Below are 16,308 nucleotides of genomic sequence, written 5' to 3'. Positions count from 1 at the left end.
CGCGCAGACCCGCGGACCGGAAACAGGACGGGCCCGGCCGCTCCGCGAGGAAGCAGCCGGGCCCGTACATCCGTTCCGACCTCTCAGGTCGTCGACCTGCGACGGCGCGCACCCGGGCGCCGCTCACTCGGCCGGGTCACCGGGTCACCGGCCTCCTTGGCCGCGTCCCGGCGCTGCGCGCCGAAGTCCGCCAGCGCCTGGGCCAGCTTGTGGACCGACGGCTCCGGGGACAGCACGTCAACCCGCAGGCCGTGCTCCTCGGCGGTCTTCGCCGTGGCGGGACCGATGCACGCGATCACCGTGACGTTGTGCGGCTTGCCCGCGATACCGACCAGGTTGCGGACGGTCGAGGACGAGGTGAAGAGCACCGCGTCGAAACCGCCGCCCTTGATCGCCTCACGGGTGTCGGCCGGCGGCGGCGAGGCGCGGACCGTGCGGTACGCGGTGACGTCGTCGACCTCCCAGCCCAGCTCGATGAGCCCGGCCACCAGCGTCTCCGTGGCGATGTCGGCACGCGGCAGGAACACCCGGTCGATCGGGTCGAAGACCGGGTCGTACGGAGGCCAGTCCTCCAGCAGACCCGCCGCCGACTGCTCGCCGGACGGCATCAGGTCCGGCTTCACACCGAAGTCGACCAGCGCGGCGCCGGTCTGCTCACCGACGGCCGCGACCTTGATCCCGGCGAAGGCACGGGCGTCGAGCCCGTACTCCTCGAACTTCTCCCGCACCGCCTTCACCGCGTTGACCGAGGTGAAGGCGATCCACTCGTAGCGGCCCGTGACCAGGCCCTTGACCGCGCGCTCCATCTGCTGGGGCGTACGCGGCGGCTCGACGGCGATCGTCGGGACCTCGTGCGGCACGGCACCGTACGAACGCAGCTGGTCGGAGAGCGACGCCGCCTGCTCCTTCGTACGCGGCACGAGCACCTTCCAGCCGAACAGCGGCTTGGACTCGAACCACGCGAGCTGGTCGCGCTGGGCGGCGGAGCTGCGCTCCCCGACCACGGCTATGACGGGCAGGTGTCCGTCCGGCGACGGGAGCACCTTGGCCTGCTTCAGGACCTGGGCGATCGTCCCGAGGGTCGCCGTCCAGGTCCGCTGGCGCGTCGTCGTCCCGGCGATCGTGACCGTGAGCGGGGTGTCGGGCTTGCGGCCCGCCGAGACCAGCTCACCGGCGGCCGCGGCCACTGAGTCGAGCGACGCGGACACGACGGCCGTCGCGTCGCTCGCACCGACCTCGGACCAGCAGCGGTCCGACGCGGTACGGGCGTCGACGAAGCGGACATCGGCGCCCTGCGCGTCACGCAGCGGAACACCGGCGTACGCGGGCACACCGACCGCGTTCGCGATGCCGGGCACGACCTCGAAAGGCACGCCCGCGGCAGCGCAGGCGAGCATCTCGGCACCCGTGTTGCCGTCCAGGCCGGGGTCGCCCGTGACGGCGCGCACCACCCGCCTGCCGCCCTTCGCTGCCTCCATGACAAGATTGGCGGCATCCCTGAGGACGGGCACTCCAGCGGGTGTTGACGCCACGTCAACAACCGTCATCTCAGGCGTGCTTACCCCTGCCCGCGCGTGGCAGCGAACGACGTCGAGGACGTCCGGTTCGGCTACAAGGACGTCCGCGCTCGCGAGCGCCTCGACAGCGCGCAGAGTCAGCAGTCCCGGGTCGCCGGGACCGGCGCCGAGGAAGGTGACATGCCCTGAGGACAGGACAGGGAAGTCGGATACGACAGGGCCGGTGGGGCTCAAAGTGCTCGCTCCCCCATAAGACCGGCCGCACCCTTGGCAAGCATCTCGGCCGCGAGCTCGCGACCGAGGGCCGCCGCGTCGTCGTGCGACGTGGGGACGGGACCGGTGATGGACAGCTGCACCAGGGAAGTACCGTCGGTTGAACCGACGACACCGCGCAGGCGCAGTTCGTTGACAACCTGCCCGTCGGCCAGGAGGTCGGCAAGCGCACCCACAGGTGCGGAACAGCCGGCCTCCAGGGCGTTGAGCAGGGCGCGCTCGGCGGTCACGGCGACCCGGGTGTACGGGTCGTCGAGCTCGGCGAGGGCTGCGGCGAGGTCCGCGCTGCTTTCAGCGCATTCGATCGCCAGTGCTCCCTGGCCGGGAGCGGGCAGGACGGTGTCGACCGGCAGGAAGCCGGTGACCTCGTCCGTGCGTCCGAGGCGGCTGAGCCCGGCGGCGGCGAGTACCACCGCGTCCAGCTCCCCGCTTCGTACAAAACCGATGCGCGTATCGACGTTGCCGCGGATCGCGACGGTCTCTATCTCGAGGCCGTGCGAGCGGGCGTACGCGTTGAGCTGCGCCATGCGGCGCGGCGAACCGGTGCCGATGCGGGCGCCGGCCGGCAGCTGCTCGAAGGTCAGCCCGTCCCGCGCCACCAGCGCGTCGCGCGGGTCCTCGCGCACCGGCACGGCGGCCAGCACGAGGCCCTCGGGCTGCGTGGTCGGCAGGTCCTTGAGCGAGTGGACGGCGAAGTCCACCTCGCCGCTCAGCACCGCTTCGCGCAGAGCCGCGACGAACACACCCGTCCCGCCGATCTGCGCCAGGTGCTCCCGGGAGACATCCCCGTACGTGGTGATCTCGACGAGCTCGACGGCACGCCCGGTCACCTCGCGGACCGCATCAGCGACCATGCCGGACTGCGCCATGGCGAGCTTGCTGCGCCGGGTGCCTAGCCGGAGCGGTGTTGTGGTCTCCCCGCCCAGGGGTGAGTTGTCGGTCATGACCGCCCTCTATTCGGGTCGTTCAGGTCTGCCCGTGAGACGGCGGCCACCGTCTGCGGGTCGAGGTCGAAGAGTTCCCGCAGCGCATCGGCGTACCCGGCACCGCCGGGCTCGCTGGCGAGCTGCTTGACCCGCACGGTGGGCGCGTGCAGGAGCTTGTCGACGACGCGGCGCACGGTCTGCGTGATCTCGGCGCGCTGCTTCTCGTCCAGGTCGGGGAGGCGTCCGTCGAGCCGCGCGATCTCGCCGGCCACCACATCGGCGGCCATGGTGCGCAGGGCGACGACGGTCGGGGTGATGTGCGCGGCGCGCTGGGCGGCTCCGAAGGCGGCGACCTCGTCGGCGACGATGGTGCGCACCTGGTCCACATCGGCGGCCATCGGGGCGTCCGCGGACGCCTCGGCGAGCGACTCGATGTCGACGAGGCGCACACCGGCGACGCGGTGCGCCGCTCCGTCGATGTCACGCGGCATCGCGAGGTCGAGCAGGTGGAGCCGGGCGGGGCCGGTGAAGGCCGGACGTACGGGCACCCGGCGCACGGCCCGGTCCTGAGCGGCAGCGGTGGCGGAACCGTTCTCCACCCACGCGGCGTGCTGGTCCAGCGCGTCGGCCACGGCGGCGGGGGCCTCGGCCGCCCGCTCCGCGGTGTCGAACTCGACGCCGAGCGCACCGGCGACGGCCTCCGCGGTCAGCACGAGACCGGTCGCGCCCGTACAGGACACCACGACATCGGCACGTGTCAGTTCACCCGCGACGCCGTCCATCTCCACGGCGCGCGCCGTCGGGACACCGGCCTGGCCGAGGATCTCGACGAGCCGGTCGGCACGCGCCCGGGTCCGGTTGGCGACGACGATCTCGTCGACGCCCGCACGGGCCAGGGTCGCGGCGGCGAGGGAGGACATCGAGCCCGCGCCTATCACCAGGGCGCGCTTGCCGGCCGCCCACTCGGTGACCTCGGCGCCGTCGGCCAGCTGCTCGAGACCGAAGGTGACGAGCGACTGCCCGGCACGGTCGATCCCCGTCTCGCTGTGGGCGCGCTTGCCGACCCGCAGAGCCTGCTGGAAGAGGTCGTTCAGCAGACGGCCGGCGGTGTGGAGCTCCTGCCCCAGCGCGAGCGCGTCCTTGATCTGGCCGAGGATCTGGCCCTCACCGACGACCATCGAGTCAAGCCCGCACGCCACCGAGAAGAGGTGGTGGACGGCTCGGTCCTCGTAGTGCACATAAAGATAGGGAGTGAGCTCGTCCAGCCCGACCCCGCTGTGCTGCGCGAGGAGGGTGGACAGCTCGGCGACACCCGCGTGGAACTTGTCCACGTCCGCGTACAGCTCGATGCGGTTGCAGGTGGCCAGGACCGCGGCCTCGGTCGCGGGCTCCGCGGCGAGGGTGTCCTGAAGCAGCTTCGTCTGGGCCTCGGCCGCCAGGGACGCCCGCTCCAGCACGGAGACGGGGGCGCTGCGGTGACTCAGCCCTACGACCAGAAGACTCATGCCGGCATCACGGCGGGCATGTCCCCGTCAGGTCCCTTCCGGCCGGAGGGCGTGGCACGCATCGGCGGCGCCTCGTCGGCGTCCTCGTCGCCCGCCCTGCCGTCGGCAGCGGCCTCCTCGCCGGCCTTGCGCTGCTCGTGGAAGGCGAGGATCTGCAGCTCGATCGAGAGATCGACCTTGCGCACGTCGACGCCGTCGGGCACGGAGAGCACCGTCGGCGCGAAGTTCAGGATGGAGGTCACACCCGCGGCGACGAGCCGGTCGCAGACCTGCTGGGCCGCGCCGGGCGGAGTGGTGATGACGCCGATGGACACACCGTTGTCGCTGATGATCCGGTCCAGGTCATCGGTGTGCTGGACGGCGATCCCGGCCACGGGTGTACCCGCCATGGCGGGGTCGGCGTCGATCAGCGCGGCGACCCGGAACCCGCGGGAGGCGAAACCGCCGTAGTTGGCGAGCGCGGCGCCGAGGTTACCGATGCCGACGATCGCGACCGGCCAGTCCTGGGTGAGCCCCAGTTCGCGCGAGATCTGGTAGACGAGATACTCGACGTCGTACCCGACACCACGCGTGCCGTAGGAGCCCAGGTAGCTGAAGTCCTTACGCAGCTTGGCGGAATTGACCCCCGCCGCAGCGGCGAGTTCCTCGGACGAAACCGTGGGAACCGAGCGCTCGGAGAGCGCTGTCAGTGCGCGGAGATACAGCGGAAGCCGGGCGACGGTGGCCTCGGGAATTCCTCGGCTACGGGTCGCCGGTCGGTGAGTTCGGCCAGTTGCCACGGTGCTCCTGCGGGATGAGCGGGGCTGCAGGCGGTCGTATGTCCTATGACCGCCCCGTCGACAGCAGGCTATGTCTTTGTGAACGCGTGCACAAAGATAGTGTCCGTTTTGTCTGGTCAAAGTGACCGGGGTCACGCATATTCCCTGCGCGGTCCCGGAACCCGGGACGGCATCAGCCCGTTGCAGGCCCGAAGGGGGCAAGGCGGTACACACTCCTCATGTCCACGCCCCCGAGACCACTCAAAACGCCCATGATGTTAACCAGGTTTCGCCCAGGAAGCCCCCTCACGTACGCAGTGCGGTGCGCAGCCGCGCCGGATCCACCCGCCAGAAGGTGTGCTGCTCGTCATCGATCAGGACCACCGGGATCTGCTCCCAGTACTCCTTGTACAGCGCCTCGTCCCGCGTGATGTCCTTCTCCACCCAGGACGCGCCGGTCTCCTCGCAGACCTCACTCACCACCAGCCGCGCATCGTCACAGAGATGACAGCCGGGCTTCCCCACCAGGGTCACCACCCGGTCCGCGGGGTTCTTCCTCGTACGACGCAGCAGAGCACTCATACCTTCATTCTGCTCCCCCCGGCGGGCCCTTCCGGGCCTCCCGGGGACGCGGAATCACCCGTTTAACGCCCCGGCCCCGGAGAGTTCACGCCGCCGCATCCCGCCAGGCCGGGAAGAGCCGAACAGAATGGCTATGCTCACGACATGGCCGCTCTTGGATGGCTCACCCCCCGTAGGCGCCCCGCCACGGCACGCAGCGTGCTCGCAGGCGAGGCCGCGGCCGAGGCCGCGCAGAAGTCGGCACTGCCGTCCGGCTCCGAAGAGTTGCTCACCACCCCCGAAGAGGCCCGGGAGCCCGTCTTCCCGGTGGCCGGGGACACCCGCGCCGCAGCCTTCTTCGACCTGGACAACACCGTCATGCAGGGCGCCGCGATCTTCCACTTCGGCCGCGGCCTGTACAAGCGGAAGTTCTTCCAGCGGCGTGAACTCACCAGGTTCGCCTGGCAGCAGGCCTGGTTCAGGCTGGCCGGCGTCGAGGACCCGGAGCACATGCAGGACGCCCGCGACAGCGCCCTGTCCATCGTCAAGGGCCACCGCGTCTCCGAGCTGATGTCCATCGGCGAGGAGATCTACGACGAGTACATGGCCGACCGCATCTGGCCCGGCACCCGCGCCCTGGCCCAGGCCCACCTCGACGCGGGCCAGAAGGTCTGGCTGGTCACCGCCGCGCCGGTGGAGACCGCCACGATCATCGCCCGCCGCCTCGGACTCACCGGCGCCCTGGGCACGGTCGCCGAGTCGGTCGACGGCGTCTACACCGGCCGGCTGGTCGGCGAGCCCCTGCACGGCCCGGCGAAGGCCGAAGCGGTACGCGCGCTGGCGGCCGCCGAGGGCCTGGACCTGGAGCGCTGCGCCGCTTACAGCGACTCGCACAACGACATCCCCATGCTGTCCCTGGTCGGCCACCCGTACGCGATCAACCCGGACTCCAAGCTGCGCAAGCACGCCCGCTCCCTGGACTGGCGGCTCCGCGACTACCGCACCGGCCGCAAGGCGGCCAAGGTCGGCATCCCCGCCGCGGCGGGCGTCGGCGCGCTGGCCGGCGGCACGGCCGCCGCCGTGGCGATCCACCGCCGCCGCCGCTGACCCCTTCTTCACGACGGCCTCCTCCACGGAGGCCGCTTCCCTGCGGCGCCCTTCACGGCCCGGCAGCGGCACGCCCGGGTGCGTACGCCCAATCGGGAGCGGAACAACGGCGCGGACACCCATCGCTCCGGCCAGTCGCGTTACGTACGGGCGACCACAACCCGTCGCCGCCGTAGGCAGATCCCGAAGCTATTCGATCAATAACCGGTCACGATGTGCCCCTCGAACCGTCACTTAGAGGTTACGGAAGCGACCTAATCGGTGATTTGAGCAACTGGGTGTAGCACGGCCTGTACGAAGCGTTATTCTCCTCAGACGCACAAGGAACCCGTCATCCGCTACCACGAGTGATGGTTCTCCAACTGCACGTGATGGAAGCTCTGCCTCTGGGAGTCCCGTGTACCCACACGTCGGGGTTGACACCTCGGGCCTGGCTACGCTGCGCGCAACGGTCCTCGACCGCTTGCGCGGCTTCGTCCCCACCGCGTACGCCGTCCCCCAATTTGCCACCCCTGTACCTGCCGGCCCTTGCTATGCGCTGGCCGAACGCAGCGCGGCCGTCGGAAGACGCAGTAACCGCGGCGCTGCGGCTACTGCGTCGTCGGCTCCCGTCCGACGGCCGACAGCCGACAGCGACAGCGCGCGCATGATGGATCTCGTCGAGCGCGCGCAGGCCGGCGAGGCCGAGGCCTTCGGCCGCCTGTACGACCAGTACAGCGACACCGTGTACCGGTACATCTACTACCGCGTGGGAGGCAAGGCGACAGCGGAGGACCTCACCAGCGAGACGTTCCTGCGCGCACTTCGCCGCATCTCCACCTTCACCTGGCAGGGCCGCGATTTCGGCGCCTGGCTGGTCACGATCGCTCGGAACCTGGTCGCCGACCACTTCAAATCCAGTCGTTTCCGGCTGGAAGTGACCACCGGCGAAATGCTCGACGCCAACGAGGTCGCACGGAGCCCGGAGGACTCCGTCCTGGAGTCCCTCTCCAACGCCGCACTACTGCAAGCCGTACGCCGGCTCAACCCGCAGCAGCAGGAGTGCGTGACCCTGAGATTCCTGCAGGGTCTCTCGGTCGCCGAGACCGCCCGGGTCATGGGAAAGAACGAGGGCGCGATCAAAACCTTGCAGTACCGAGCCGTGCGAACGCTCGCACGACTTCTGCCGGACGACGCCCGCTGACGTCACCATCCGTGACGTGTCCGTGACACACCGATCGGATCATCCGCCGTCCGTAACCCAACTGCCGCGCCACTCGTTGTGCCGGATGCAGGCCCCCTGTCGCCACACCTGACCGTTTCCACTCGCTCGTTCGTGTGGAAACGTCTCCGGTGGGCAACCTTCCGGACCATCAGGGGAGTCGACCGTCATGACGAGAGGAGGTGCCGCCAGTGATCGCAAACGTTCCGGCACACCGGCGGGCGAACGCCTTCGCCCAGGCCCTGGAGGAGCAGTCCCCCCAGGGTGCGGCGGCCGTACAGCCCGAGGACCCGGCCCAACCGGCCGACCACGGAACGCTGTTGGCCCTGGCGAACGGCCTCGGTGAGCTACCGGCGCCGGAATTCGATCCCGAAGTCAAAGTGGTGCAGCGAGCCCAGCTCCTCGCGGCCATGGAGACCATGTTCGCCGAAGGCGGTGCGTCCACGGGCCCTACAGTGCCCGAACAACGGAGCAAGGGAGCCCACCGGGCCTCCCCTATCCGGAAGCTGCGTCCCCGCTCCCGCTGGGCGAAGGGCCTCACCGCCGGCGGACTCACCGTCGGTGTGGCCGCGGGAGCCTTCGGCGGAGTGGCCGCTGCCAGTTCCGACGCCCTTCCGGGTGACTCCCTCTATCCGCTCAAGCGCGGCATGGAGGACATCAGTCTCGGCATGGCCAACGGCGACGCCGACCGTGGTGAGGCCTACCTCGACCAGGCGTCGACCCGCCTCGGCGAAGCCCGCCGGCTGATGGAGCGGGCCCGCTCCGGCGAGCTGGACCACGAGTCGATCGGAGAGGTCAGGCGCGCGCTCGACGGCATGACGCACGACGCCACCGAGGGCCACCGCCTGCTCCACACCGCCTACGAGCGCGACGGCGCCATCGGGCCCATCCAGACGCTGGACACCTTCTCCCGCTCGCACCGCGCGAGCTGGAGCAGCCTCCGCGACCGGCTGCCCGTCCAGCTGACCGACATCCGCGACAAGGTCAGCTCCGTCTTCGAGGCCATGGACCAGGAAGTCGCACCGCTGAAGTCCCTGCTGCCCCGAACACCGGGCACCGAAGAGGAGACGCCGCCCGCCGGTACCACGCAGGAGGGCCGGGACTCCAGGGCTCCGGAGAAGGCTCCTTCCTCCTCCGCGGCCCCGGACGGCAGTGCGTCCACCAGCAGCACCGAGCCGAAGCCCTCGGGCTCCGGCTCCACTCCCGCCGACGGCCTGCTCGGCGGCGGCTCCGACGGCCTGCTGGACGACCTCCCGACGGACGGCACCACCCCGTCGTCCCCGGGCGGCGCACCCGGCGCGTCCCCCGCGCCCGACGTCACCCTGCCGCCGCTGCTCCCGGGCCTGCTGCCCGGCCTGGGCATCGACAGCGAGGACGTCGAGCCGTAGGGACCACCGCACGTGAGGAGGGCGCCGTCCGGTCCGGACGGCGCCCTCCTCACGTCGACCCTGCGGCCCTGCGGCCATGCGGTCGGCGTGCGGTCAGAAGAAGACCGACCGGCGCTGCACCAGCAGCTTGTAGAGCGTGTGCTGGATCTGCTCCCGCACCTGGTCCGTCAGGTTGAACATCAACATCGGGTCCTCCGCGGCCTCCGGCGGATACCCGTCCGTGGGGATCGGCTCCCCGAACTGGATCGTCCACTTCGTCGGCAACGGCACCGCACCGAGCGGTCCCAGCCACGGAAACGTCGGCGTGATCGGGAAGTACGGGACCCCCAGGACCCGTGCCAGCGTCTTCGAGTTGCCGATCATCGGGTAGATCTCCTCGGCGCCCACGATCGAGCACGGCACGATCGGAACCCCGGCCCGCAGCGCCGTCGACACGAAGCCGCCCCGCCCGAAGCGCTGCAGCTTGTACCGCTCGCCGAACGGCTTCCCGATGCCCTTGAAGCCCTCCGGCATCACCCCGACGACCTCACCGCCCTGCAGCAGCCGCTCCGCGTCCTCCGCGCACGCGAGGGTGTGCCCTGCCTTCCTCGCCAGCTCGTTGACCACCGGGAGCATGAAGACGAGATCGGCCGCGAGCAGCCGCAGATGCCGCTCGGCCGGGTGGTTGTCGTGGACCGCGACCTGGAGCATCAGCCCGTCCAGCGGCAGCGTCCCGGAGTGGTTGGCCACGATGAGCGCCCCGCCGTCGGACGGGATGTTCTCGATGCCCTTCACCTCGACCCGGAAGTACTTGTCCGCGAGGGGCCGCAGCATCGACATGAGGACCTGGTCGGTCAGCTCCTTGTCGTAGCCGAACTCGTCGACCTCGTAATCCCCCGTGAGCCGGCGCCGCAGAAAGGCGAGCCCGCCCGCGATCCGCCGGTCCCAGCCGCTCCCGGGGCCCTCCCCGCCGTCCTGGGAGGCAGCACCCGTGGCCTCAGCGGCCCCTTCAGGCACCTGGCCGCCCGGCAGGGCGCTCACGGGCGCGGGACCGGCCGACGCGGGCTGCTGGGCCCTTCCGGCCCCCGGCAGCGCTCCTCTGCGCCGCCCCGCGCCGGAGCGCGAACGGTCGTCGTCGAAGGGAATGACCTTGGCGTCCGCCATCGTCGGTCGCGCTCCTCTACCTGGCGCCGTGAGTCGAATGTGTCCTGCCTGCCGGCCCCCCGCCGAGCGGCAGCTCGGCGAGCCTCCCGACCGCCCTGCCCACCCGCTCGGGAGGCAGCAGCCCCGGCCCCCGGCTCCGGGCGAACTCCGCGAACGTCTCGGCCGTGGTGAACCTCGGCCGGAAACCCAGCGTCTCGCGCATCTGGACGGTCGAGACCACCCGGCCGTGCGTGAGCAGCCGGATCTGCTCCGGCGAGAAGTCCGTCATGCCGATCGCACGGAGCGCCGACCCCACCCAGGTGACGGCCGGCAGCAGCACCGGCACGGTCGGCCGCCCCAGCCTGCGCGAGCACTGCGAGAGCAGCAGCACCCCGGCGCCCGCGATGTTGAACGTGCCGCTGTTCAGCGTGCCGCGCCGGGGTTCGCGGGCCGCGATCTCCAGTACGTCGACGACGTCGTCCTCATGCACGAACTGCAGCCGGGGGTCGTACCCGAGGACCGTCGGCAGGACCGGCAGCGCCAGGTAGTCGGCGAGCGGCGAATCCGGCTCGGGGCCCAGGATGTTCGCGAACCTCAGCACGCACACGGCCACGTCCGGCCTGCGGCGCGCGAAGCCGCGGACATAGCCCTCGACCTCAACGGCGTCCTTGGCGAAGCCGCCGCTGGGCAGGGACTTGGGGGGCGTCGTCTCGGTGAAGACCGCGGGGTCGCGCGGGGCGGAGCCGTACACGTTGGTGCTGGACTTGACCACGAGCCGCTGGACGGTCGGAGACTTCTGGCAGGCACCCAGCAGCTGCATCGTGCCGATGACGTTGGTCTCCTTGACCGTCGTCCGGCCGCCCGCGCCGAGCGCCTTCGCGGACACGTCCAGATGGACGACCGTGTCGACGGAATGCTCCGCGAGGACCCTGGCGATCGCCGACTGCCGGATGTCCGCCCGGACGAATTCGGCGTCGCCCAGCTCATGCCCCGGCGCGACCGCGTCCACGGCGATCACCCGGTCCACACCGGGATCCCGCTGGATGCGCCGCACGAAACGGCCCCCCAGCTGCCGGGCCGCGCCTGTGACGAGCACGATCTTCCCCAAGATCAGCGCCTTCCGTCGATCGTTCACCGAGCGGGGTCTTCCCCTGGCCGTCACCGTAGTCGGTGGATGTTGCCCTGTGATGACCCCGGGCGGGCTTTACCGAAGCTGTGGCGGGAATACCACCGGATCCGCCGCACACCACCGGGGCCCGGAACACCCGCCCGGAAACGCGCCGAGGCCCTCCCGCCAGGACGGCGGGAGGGCCTCGAACTCACGAACTGCGTTCGCTTACTTCTTGTTGCGACGCTGAACGCGCGTGCGCTTGAGCAGCTTGCGGTGCTTCTTCTTGGCCATCCGCTTGCGCCGCTTCTTGATAACAGAGCCCACGACTACCCTCGCTCACTTCTTCTTCACTGGTGCGGGGCGTCTGGGCCCACACGACCTACGTCGGCCTAGCCTACCCGCCACCGGGTGAGGGGCGTAATCCGAGGGCGACGTCAGGCCGACTCCACCCCCACGAAGGACTCTCGGAGATACTCGTGAACCGCTTGCTCCGGGACCCGGAAGGACCTTCCCACCCTGATCGCCGGCAGATGACCACTGTGCACCAAGCGGTACACGGTCATCTTCGACACCCTCATGACCGAGGCGACTTCCGCCACAGTCAGAAACTTGACCTCGTTGAGAGGCCTCTCGCTGCCAGCAGCCATGACCCACCTGTACCTTCCGCACGAGACGCGCACCGGCTTCCCCTCCGGTGACTCTTCGTCGTTGTGCGCTCACTCCCCAGATTAGGGGCGGGTGATGCGAGTGGGGAAGAGGTGAGACGATCGGCCGCCTACTGTGACAGACACGCCCGATTGAGTACATACCGAGTAAGAGGCCGGTAGTAGTCCGACCGCACGCCGTCATCAACCGGAACGGCGACGGACACCCGCCCCTCCGCCTCACCCACGAACAGCGCGGGGTCGTCCGTATCCGCCAGCCCGATGGCCTCGATGCCCAGCTGACCTGCCCCGCAGACCCATCCGTGGTCCCCCACCACCAGCTCGGGCAGCGCTCCCCGGGCGTTCACGGCCTCCTCCAGCACGGCCCGGACCGGGAGCGGCGAGTGGGTGTGTGCGCCGGTGGCACTCCCGGGAGCCCGCACGCCCGGTTCGCGCACCAGCGCGACGCCTCGTACGTAGTCGAGGTTGTACGTGCGTACGCCGAATCGGGTCGTTATGTCGACACATCGCCCCTGCGCGGGAGTGAGCACCGCGCACCCCGCCGCCGACAAAGCGTCTGCCAGCCCGGCGTAGAACCCGAGCAGCCGGTGTGGATGCCCGGTGCCGAACAGCACCGGAGCCCCTCTCCCCGCAGCCCCGGCGAGCCGTTCCGCGAACGCGTCCAGCGCGGCCAGGGTCCGCTCCGGGTCGATGACGTCCGGACCTGACACATGATCAGGATCGTCCGAGACCCCGCACTTGTCGGCCATCAGCCGAAGCAGGTCACGCTCACCCCACGCCCGGTCCGGATCGAGCCCGAGCAGCACACGAGGGTCTCTCGCCGCGAAGAGCCGATAGCTCCGCAGACTCGTCTCCCGCGGCGTGGCCACGGGCCCGGCGAGCCGGGCCGCCAGCAGATGAGCGCGCAGCGCTCCGGTGCTCAACACCCTCCTGATGCTCCCGCACCGCGAGCACCCCCGGGCCGGAACCCGGATACCGCACCACCGTTGGCGTAACGACCTCGCGGGCGGGGCCGTGACCCTCCCTCAGGCCAGCAGTCCCCGCAGCGGGAACGCCGACCGCCTCGTCGCCAGCACCGCCTGGTCCAGCCGGTCCGCCGGGTCGTACCCGTCCTCCCAGGACTTCCACGACGGCGTACGGCCGTCCGTCATCCGGGCCGGGCCCAACTGCCGCGTACGGGCGTAGACCTCGTCCCGCCACGACGACGGGATGACCGACTCCGGGGCCACCGGCGCGTGAGCGGCGATCCCCACGAGATGGGTCCAGGAGCGCGGCACCACATCCACCACCGCGTAACCTCCCCCGCCCAGCGCCACCCAGCGCCCGTCCTCCGCGTAGGTGTGGGCGAGATCGTGACAGGCCTCCATGACGGCCCGCTGGGCGTCCAGCGACACCGCGAGGTGGGCCAGCGGGTCCTCGAAGTGCGTGTCCGCCCCGTGCTGGGTCACCAGCACCTGGGGCCGGAAGTCCTCCAGCAGCTCGGGCACCACCGCGTGGAACGCGCGCAGCCACCCCGCGTCACCCGTACCCGCCGGCAGCGCCACATTCACCGCACCGCCCTCACCCGCCCCGGAACCGGTCTCCTCCGGCCAGCCGGTCTGCGGGAACAGTGTGCGCGGATGCTCGTGGAGCGACACGGTCAGCACCCTGGGGTCCTCCCAGAACGCCGCCTGCACCCCGTCCCCGTGGTGGACGTCCACATCGACGTACGCCACCCGCTCCGCGCCCAGCTCCAGCAGCCGGGCGATGGCGAGCGCCGGGTCGTTGTACACGCAGAAGCCCGAAGCCGCCCCGGGCATCGCGTGGTGCAGCCCGCCGGTGAAGTTCACGGCGTGCGCGGTCTCCCCGCGCCAGACGGCCTCCGCGGCTCCCACCGAGAGCCCGGCGATCAGCGCGGACGCCTCGTGCATCCCCTCGAAGGCGGGATCGTCGACCGTCCCGAGCCCGTACGCCTGATCGGCGGCCCTCGGATCCGCGGACGCCGCCCGGACTGCCGCCACGTAGTCCTCACGGTGCACGAGCCGCAACGTGGAGTCCCCGGCCGACTTGGCCGCCCTGACATCCACCGACCCGTCCAGCCCGAACGCCCTCACCAGTCCCATCGTCAGGGCGAGTCTGACCGGATCCATGGGGTGACTGGACCCGAAGTCGTATCCCGTTACTGCCTCATCCCACATCAGCCGCGCGCGCCCGCTCATGCCCGCCACCGTATCGGGCGGGCTCCGCGCCGAACGACCGGGCGTACACGAGCGTCGCGAGGACCAGGACCATGGGCACGAGCATCGCGCCGCGGTAGCTCCACGCGTCGCCGAGCGCCCCCACGAGAGGCGAGCCGACGAGGAAGCCCACGTAGTTGAAGACGTTCAGCCGGGCGACGGCCACATCACTCGCCCCGGGGAACATCCTCCCCGCCGCCGCGAAGGTCTGCGGCACGATCACACAGAGCCCCAGCCCCAGCAGCGTGAAGCCGAGCATCCCCCACCAGGCACCGGGCGCCACCGCCACCACCGCGAAGCCGGCGGCGGCCAGCACACTGCCGCCCCGCACCACGGACACCGCCCCGAACCGCCGCACCCCGAGGTCCCCCACGGCCCGCCCCAGCAGCGTCGTCACCATGTAGACGTTGTAGGGAACCGTCGCCAGCTGCTCCGAGCTGCCCAGCACGTCCTGCAGATACTTCGCGCTCCAGTTGGAGACCGTCGAGTCCCCGATGTACGCGAACGCCATCACCAGGCAGAGCGGCAGCAGCAGCCTGAACGGCACGGATCCACCCTGCCCGGGCTTCGCCTCCCCCGGATCCCCGCCGGTCCCGCCCTCCGCGTACCACCTGCTGCCGATCAGAGCCACGGGCAGCAGGACGACCACCACGGGCAGATAGGACACGAGCAGCGACAGGTCCCAGTGCGCACCCGCCCAGGCCATCGACGCCCCGGCGATGCCGCCCAGGCTGTACGCGGCGTGGAAGCCCAGCATGATGCTGCGCCCGTAGGCCCGTTGAAGACTGACACCCATCATGTTCATCGAGGCGTCCAGCGCCCCGACCGCCAGCCCGAAGACTCCGAGCGCGACGACCGCCTGCCAGACCTCGCGGCCGGCACCCACGCCGAGCAGGGCGAGCAGCACGACGGGCTGCGCCCACCTGAGCACGACCCCGGGCCGCACCCGCGCGACCACCTTCTCCGTGGCCACGCTGGCGACCCCCGCCAGGACAGGGACCGCGGCCAGGAAGGCGGGCAGCAGCCCGTCGGATATCCCGTACCGGTCCTGGATGGCGGGGATGCGCGTCACGAGCAGGGCGAAGGCCACCCCCTGCACCAGGAAGCTGAGCGCCAGGGAGGCTCTGCCGTACCGCAACCGCGCATCCGTCATGGCCGCGAGCGTAGAGCCCCGGTCTACCGCTGGGTAGATCGGTCAGGCGAGCAGTTTCGGGAGCTGCGACATGTCGGAGAAGTGCCCGGTGACCCCGACGAGCCGGTCGGCCGGCATCATCGAGGTGAACCCGTACACCTCCATCCCGGCCGCACGGGCCGCCTCGACGCCGAGCGGGCTGTCCTCGATCACGACACACCGCTCGGGGGCGACGCCCATCCGTTCGGCGGCGTGGAGGAACAGGTCCGGGGCCGGCTTCCCCCGCCCCACGTCCTCGGAGCTGAAGATCCACTCCTCCTCGAACCACTGGTCGAGCCCGGTCTTACGGTGCCCGGCCGCGATCTTCTGGTGGCTTCCGGACGAGGCGACGCAGTACGCCACCCCGTCGGCGACGAGCTCGCCGAGCAGCTCCGGGACCCCGTCCACCGCTGTCAGCTGCTCCGCCTCGAACGCCGCGAGGGTGCGGCGGTGCAGCTCCTCGTCGAAGTCCGCGGGGAGCTTCTGGCTTGTCCGCTCGTCCACCAGGTCGTGCACCCGGTGGATGGCGGCCCCCATGTAGTCGCGGAGGGACTCCTCGTACGAGGTGGGGTGACCGAGCTCCGTGAGGTAGCCGGCCAGGACCGTGTTGGAGATCGGCTCACTGTCGACGAGCACGCCGTCGTTGTCGAAGATGACCAGTTCGTAGCGCATGGTTCGACCCTAGACGCTCAGAACGCAGAAAAGCCCCGTGCCACAAGGGCACGGGGCTTTCCCGGAATAATTGTTCGGCGGCGTCCTACTCTCCCACAGGGTCCCCCCTGCAGTA

The 16,308-nt window shown here is 70.7% G+C and carries 16 protein-coding genes; 3 read left to right on the top strand and 13 right to left on the bottom strand.

From position 1 onward, the window contains the following. Positions 1-83 precede the first annotated feature (83 nt). The 5 genes from ACIBCU_RS30745 to ACIBCU_RS30725 all read right to left on the bottom strand — a co-directional run bounded on the left by ACIBCU_RS30745 (position 84) and on the right by ACIBCU_RS30725 (position 5,561). The gene (locus tag ACIBCU_RS30745; protein ID WP_362927998.1) at positions 84-1,751 is read right to left on the bottom strand and encodes a bifunctional uroporphyrinogen-III C-methyltransferase/uroporphyrinogen-III synthase; all 1,668 of its coding nucleotides are present in this window, start codon (positions 1,749-1,751) and stop codon (positions 84-86) included. Continuing rightward, complete coding sequence (hemC, locus tag ACIBCU_RS30740; protein ID WP_362927999.1) at positions 1,748-2,734, bottom strand: hydroxymethylbilane synthase; 987 nt, start codon at positions 2,732-2,734, stop codon at positions 1,748-1,750. The genes ACIBCU_RS30745 and hemC overlap by 4 nt, the downstream gene beginning before the upstream one ends. Then, positions 2,731-4,221, bottom strand: a complete 1,491-nt coding sequence (locus ACIBCU_RS30735; protein ID WP_362928000.1) for a glutamyl-tRNA reductase — start codon at positions 4,219-4,221, stop codon at positions 2,731-2,733. The genes hemC and ACIBCU_RS30735 overlap by 4 nt, the downstream gene beginning before the upstream one ends. Next, the gene (locus ACIBCU_RS30730; protein WP_104786856.1) at positions 4,218-5,000 is read right to left on the bottom strand and encodes a redox-sensing transcriptional repressor Rex; all 783 of its coding nucleotides are present in this window, start codon (positions 4,998-5,000) and stop codon (positions 4,218-4,220) included. Before ACIBCU_RS30730 ends, ACIBCU_RS30735 begins: the two co-directional genes overlap by 4 nt. A gap of 285 nt (positions 5,001-5,285) precedes the next feature. Beyond that, on the bottom strand, positions 5,286-5,561 hold the full coding sequence (locus tag ACIBCU_RS30725; RefSeq protein WP_104786857.1) for a glutaredoxin family protein: 276 nt from the start codon (positions 5,559-5,561) through the stop codon (positions 5,286-5,288). A 144-nt stretch (positions 5,562-5,705) separates the two neighbouring features. Here ACIBCU_RS30725 and ACIBCU_RS30720 point away from each other — a divergent pair, with 144 nt between their 5' ends. The 3 genes from ACIBCU_RS30720 to ACIBCU_RS30710 all read left to right on the top strand — a co-directional run bounded on the left by ACIBCU_RS30720 (position 5,706) and on the right by ACIBCU_RS30710 (position 9,236). Further along, positions 5,706-6,647 carry an HAD-IB family hydrolase gene (locus ACIBCU_RS30720; RefSeq protein ID WP_362928002.1) on the top strand — a complete coding sequence of 314 codons (942 nt, stop codon included), beginning with the start codon at positions 5,706-5,708 and terminating at the stop codon, positions 6,645-6,647. Between the two features lie 397 nt (positions 6,648-7,044). Next, entirely contained in the window at positions 7,045-7,830 is a 786-nt protein-coding gene (locus ACIBCU_RS30715) for an ECF subfamily RNA polymerase sigma factor, BldN family (protein ID WP_362928003.1), read from the top strand. Positions 7,831-8,039: 209 nt separating this feature from the next. After that, entirely contained in the window at positions 8,040-9,236 is a 1,197-nt protein-coding gene (locus tag ACIBCU_RS30710) for a DUF5667 domain-containing protein (protein ID WP_362928004.1), read from the top strand. 93 nt (positions 9,237-9,329) lie between these two features. Here the strand turns inward: ACIBCU_RS30710 and ACIBCU_RS30705 are convergent, their stop codons facing one another. The 8 genes from ACIBCU_RS30705 to ACIBCU_RS30670 form a co-directional block, all read right to left on the bottom strand. Beyond that, a complete protein-coding gene (locus tag ACIBCU_RS30705; protein WP_362928005.1) occupies positions 9,330-10,379 on the bottom strand; it encodes a lysophospholipid acyltransferase family protein in 1,050 nt (349 codons plus the stop codon). A gap of 16 nt (positions 10,380-10,395) precedes the next feature. Continuing rightward, positions 10,396-11,466, bottom strand: coding sequence for an NAD-dependent epimerase/dehydratase family protein (locus tag ACIBCU_RS30700; protein WP_399235763.1), 1,071 nt, complete (start codon positions 11,464-11,466; stop codon positions 10,396-10,398). 228 nt (positions 11,467-11,694) lie between these two features. Beyond that, on the bottom strand, positions 11,695-11,793 hold the full coding sequence (locus ACIBCU_RS30695) for a 30S ribosomal protein bS22 (protein WP_003948845.1): 99 nt from the start codon (positions 11,791-11,793) through the stop codon (positions 11,695-11,697). Between the two features lie 110 nt (positions 11,794-11,903). Next, complete coding sequence (locus ACIBCU_RS30690; protein WP_014046653.1) at positions 11,904-12,116, bottom strand: helix-turn-helix domain-containing protein; 213 nt, start codon at positions 12,114-12,116, stop codon at positions 11,904-11,906. A gap of 128 nt (positions 12,117-12,244) precedes the next feature. Next, a complete protein-coding gene (locus tag ACIBCU_RS30685; protein WP_362928006.1) occupies positions 12,245-13,060 on the bottom strand; it encodes a phosphatase in 816 nt (271 codons plus the stop codon). 99 nt (positions 13,061-13,159) lie between these two features. Beyond that, a complete protein-coding gene (locus ACIBCU_RS30680) occupies positions 13,160-14,332 on the bottom strand; it encodes an acetoin utilization protein AcuC (protein WP_362928007.1) in 1,173 nt (390 codons plus the stop codon). Further along, positions 14,301-15,503: an MFS transporter gene (locus ACIBCU_RS30675; RefSeq protein ID WP_362928008.1), complete on the bottom strand. Its 1,203-nt coding sequence runs from the start codon at positions 15,501-15,503 to the stop codon at positions 14,301-14,303. The genes ACIBCU_RS30680 and ACIBCU_RS30675 overlap by 32 nt, the downstream gene beginning before the upstream one ends. A 42-nt stretch (positions 15,504-15,545) precedes the next feature. Then, positions 15,546-16,193: an HAD family hydrolase gene (locus ACIBCU_RS30670; RefSeq protein WP_399235435.1), complete on the bottom strand. Its 648-nt coding sequence runs from the start codon at positions 16,191-16,193 to the stop codon at positions 15,546-15,548. Between the last annotated feature and the right edge of the window lie 115 nt (positions 16,194-16,308).

It is taken from the genome of Streptomyces sp. NPDC051064 (genome assembly GCF_044455985.1).
GTDB lineage: Bacteria > Actinomycetota > Actinomycetes > Streptomycetales > Streptomycetaceae > Streptomyces.
The sequence above is the reverse complement of the archived record's forward strand: the minus strand, read 5'-3'. Positions and strand labels throughout refer to the sequence as shown.

Bases quoted from the DNA above. Each gene is read 5' to 3' on its own strand.
- hemC (WP_362927999.1), bottom strand. From the start codon at position 2,734: ATGACCGACAACTCACCCCTGGGCGGGGAGACCACAACACCGCTCCGG.
- ACIBCU_RS30735 (WP_362928000.1), bottom strand. From the start codon at position 4,221: ATGAGTCTTCTGGTCGTAGGGCTGAGTCACCGCAGCGCCCCCGTCTCC.
- ACIBCU_RS30725 (WP_104786857.1), bottom strand. From the start codon at position 5,561: ATGAGTGCTCTGCTGCGTCGTACGAGGAAGAACCCCGCGGACCGGGTG.
- ACIBCU_RS30720 (WP_362928002.1), top strand. From the start codon at position 5,706: ATGGCCGCTCTTGGATGGCTCACCCCCCGTAGGCGCCCCGCCACGGCA.
- ACIBCU_RS30705 (WP_362928005.1), bottom strand. From the start codon at position 10,379: ATGGCGGACGCCAAGGTCATTCCCTTCGACGACGACCGTTCGCGCTCC.
- ACIBCU_RS30690 (WP_014046653.1), bottom strand. From the start codon at position 12,116: ATGGCTGCTGGCAGCGAGAGGCCTCTCAACGAGGTCAAGTTTCTGACT.
- ACIBCU_RS30680 (WP_362928007.1), bottom strand. From the start codon at position 14,332: ATGAGCGGGCGCGCGCGGCTGATGTGGGATGAGGCAGTAACGGGATAC.
- ACIBCU_RS30675 (WP_362928008.1), bottom strand. From the start codon at position 15,503: ATGACGGATGCGCGGTTGCGGTACGGCAGAGCCTCCCTGGCGCTCAGC.
- ACIBCU_RS30670 (WP_399235435.1), bottom strand. From the start codon at position 16,193: ATGCGCTACGAACTGGTCATCTTCGACAACGACGGCGTGCTCGTCGAC.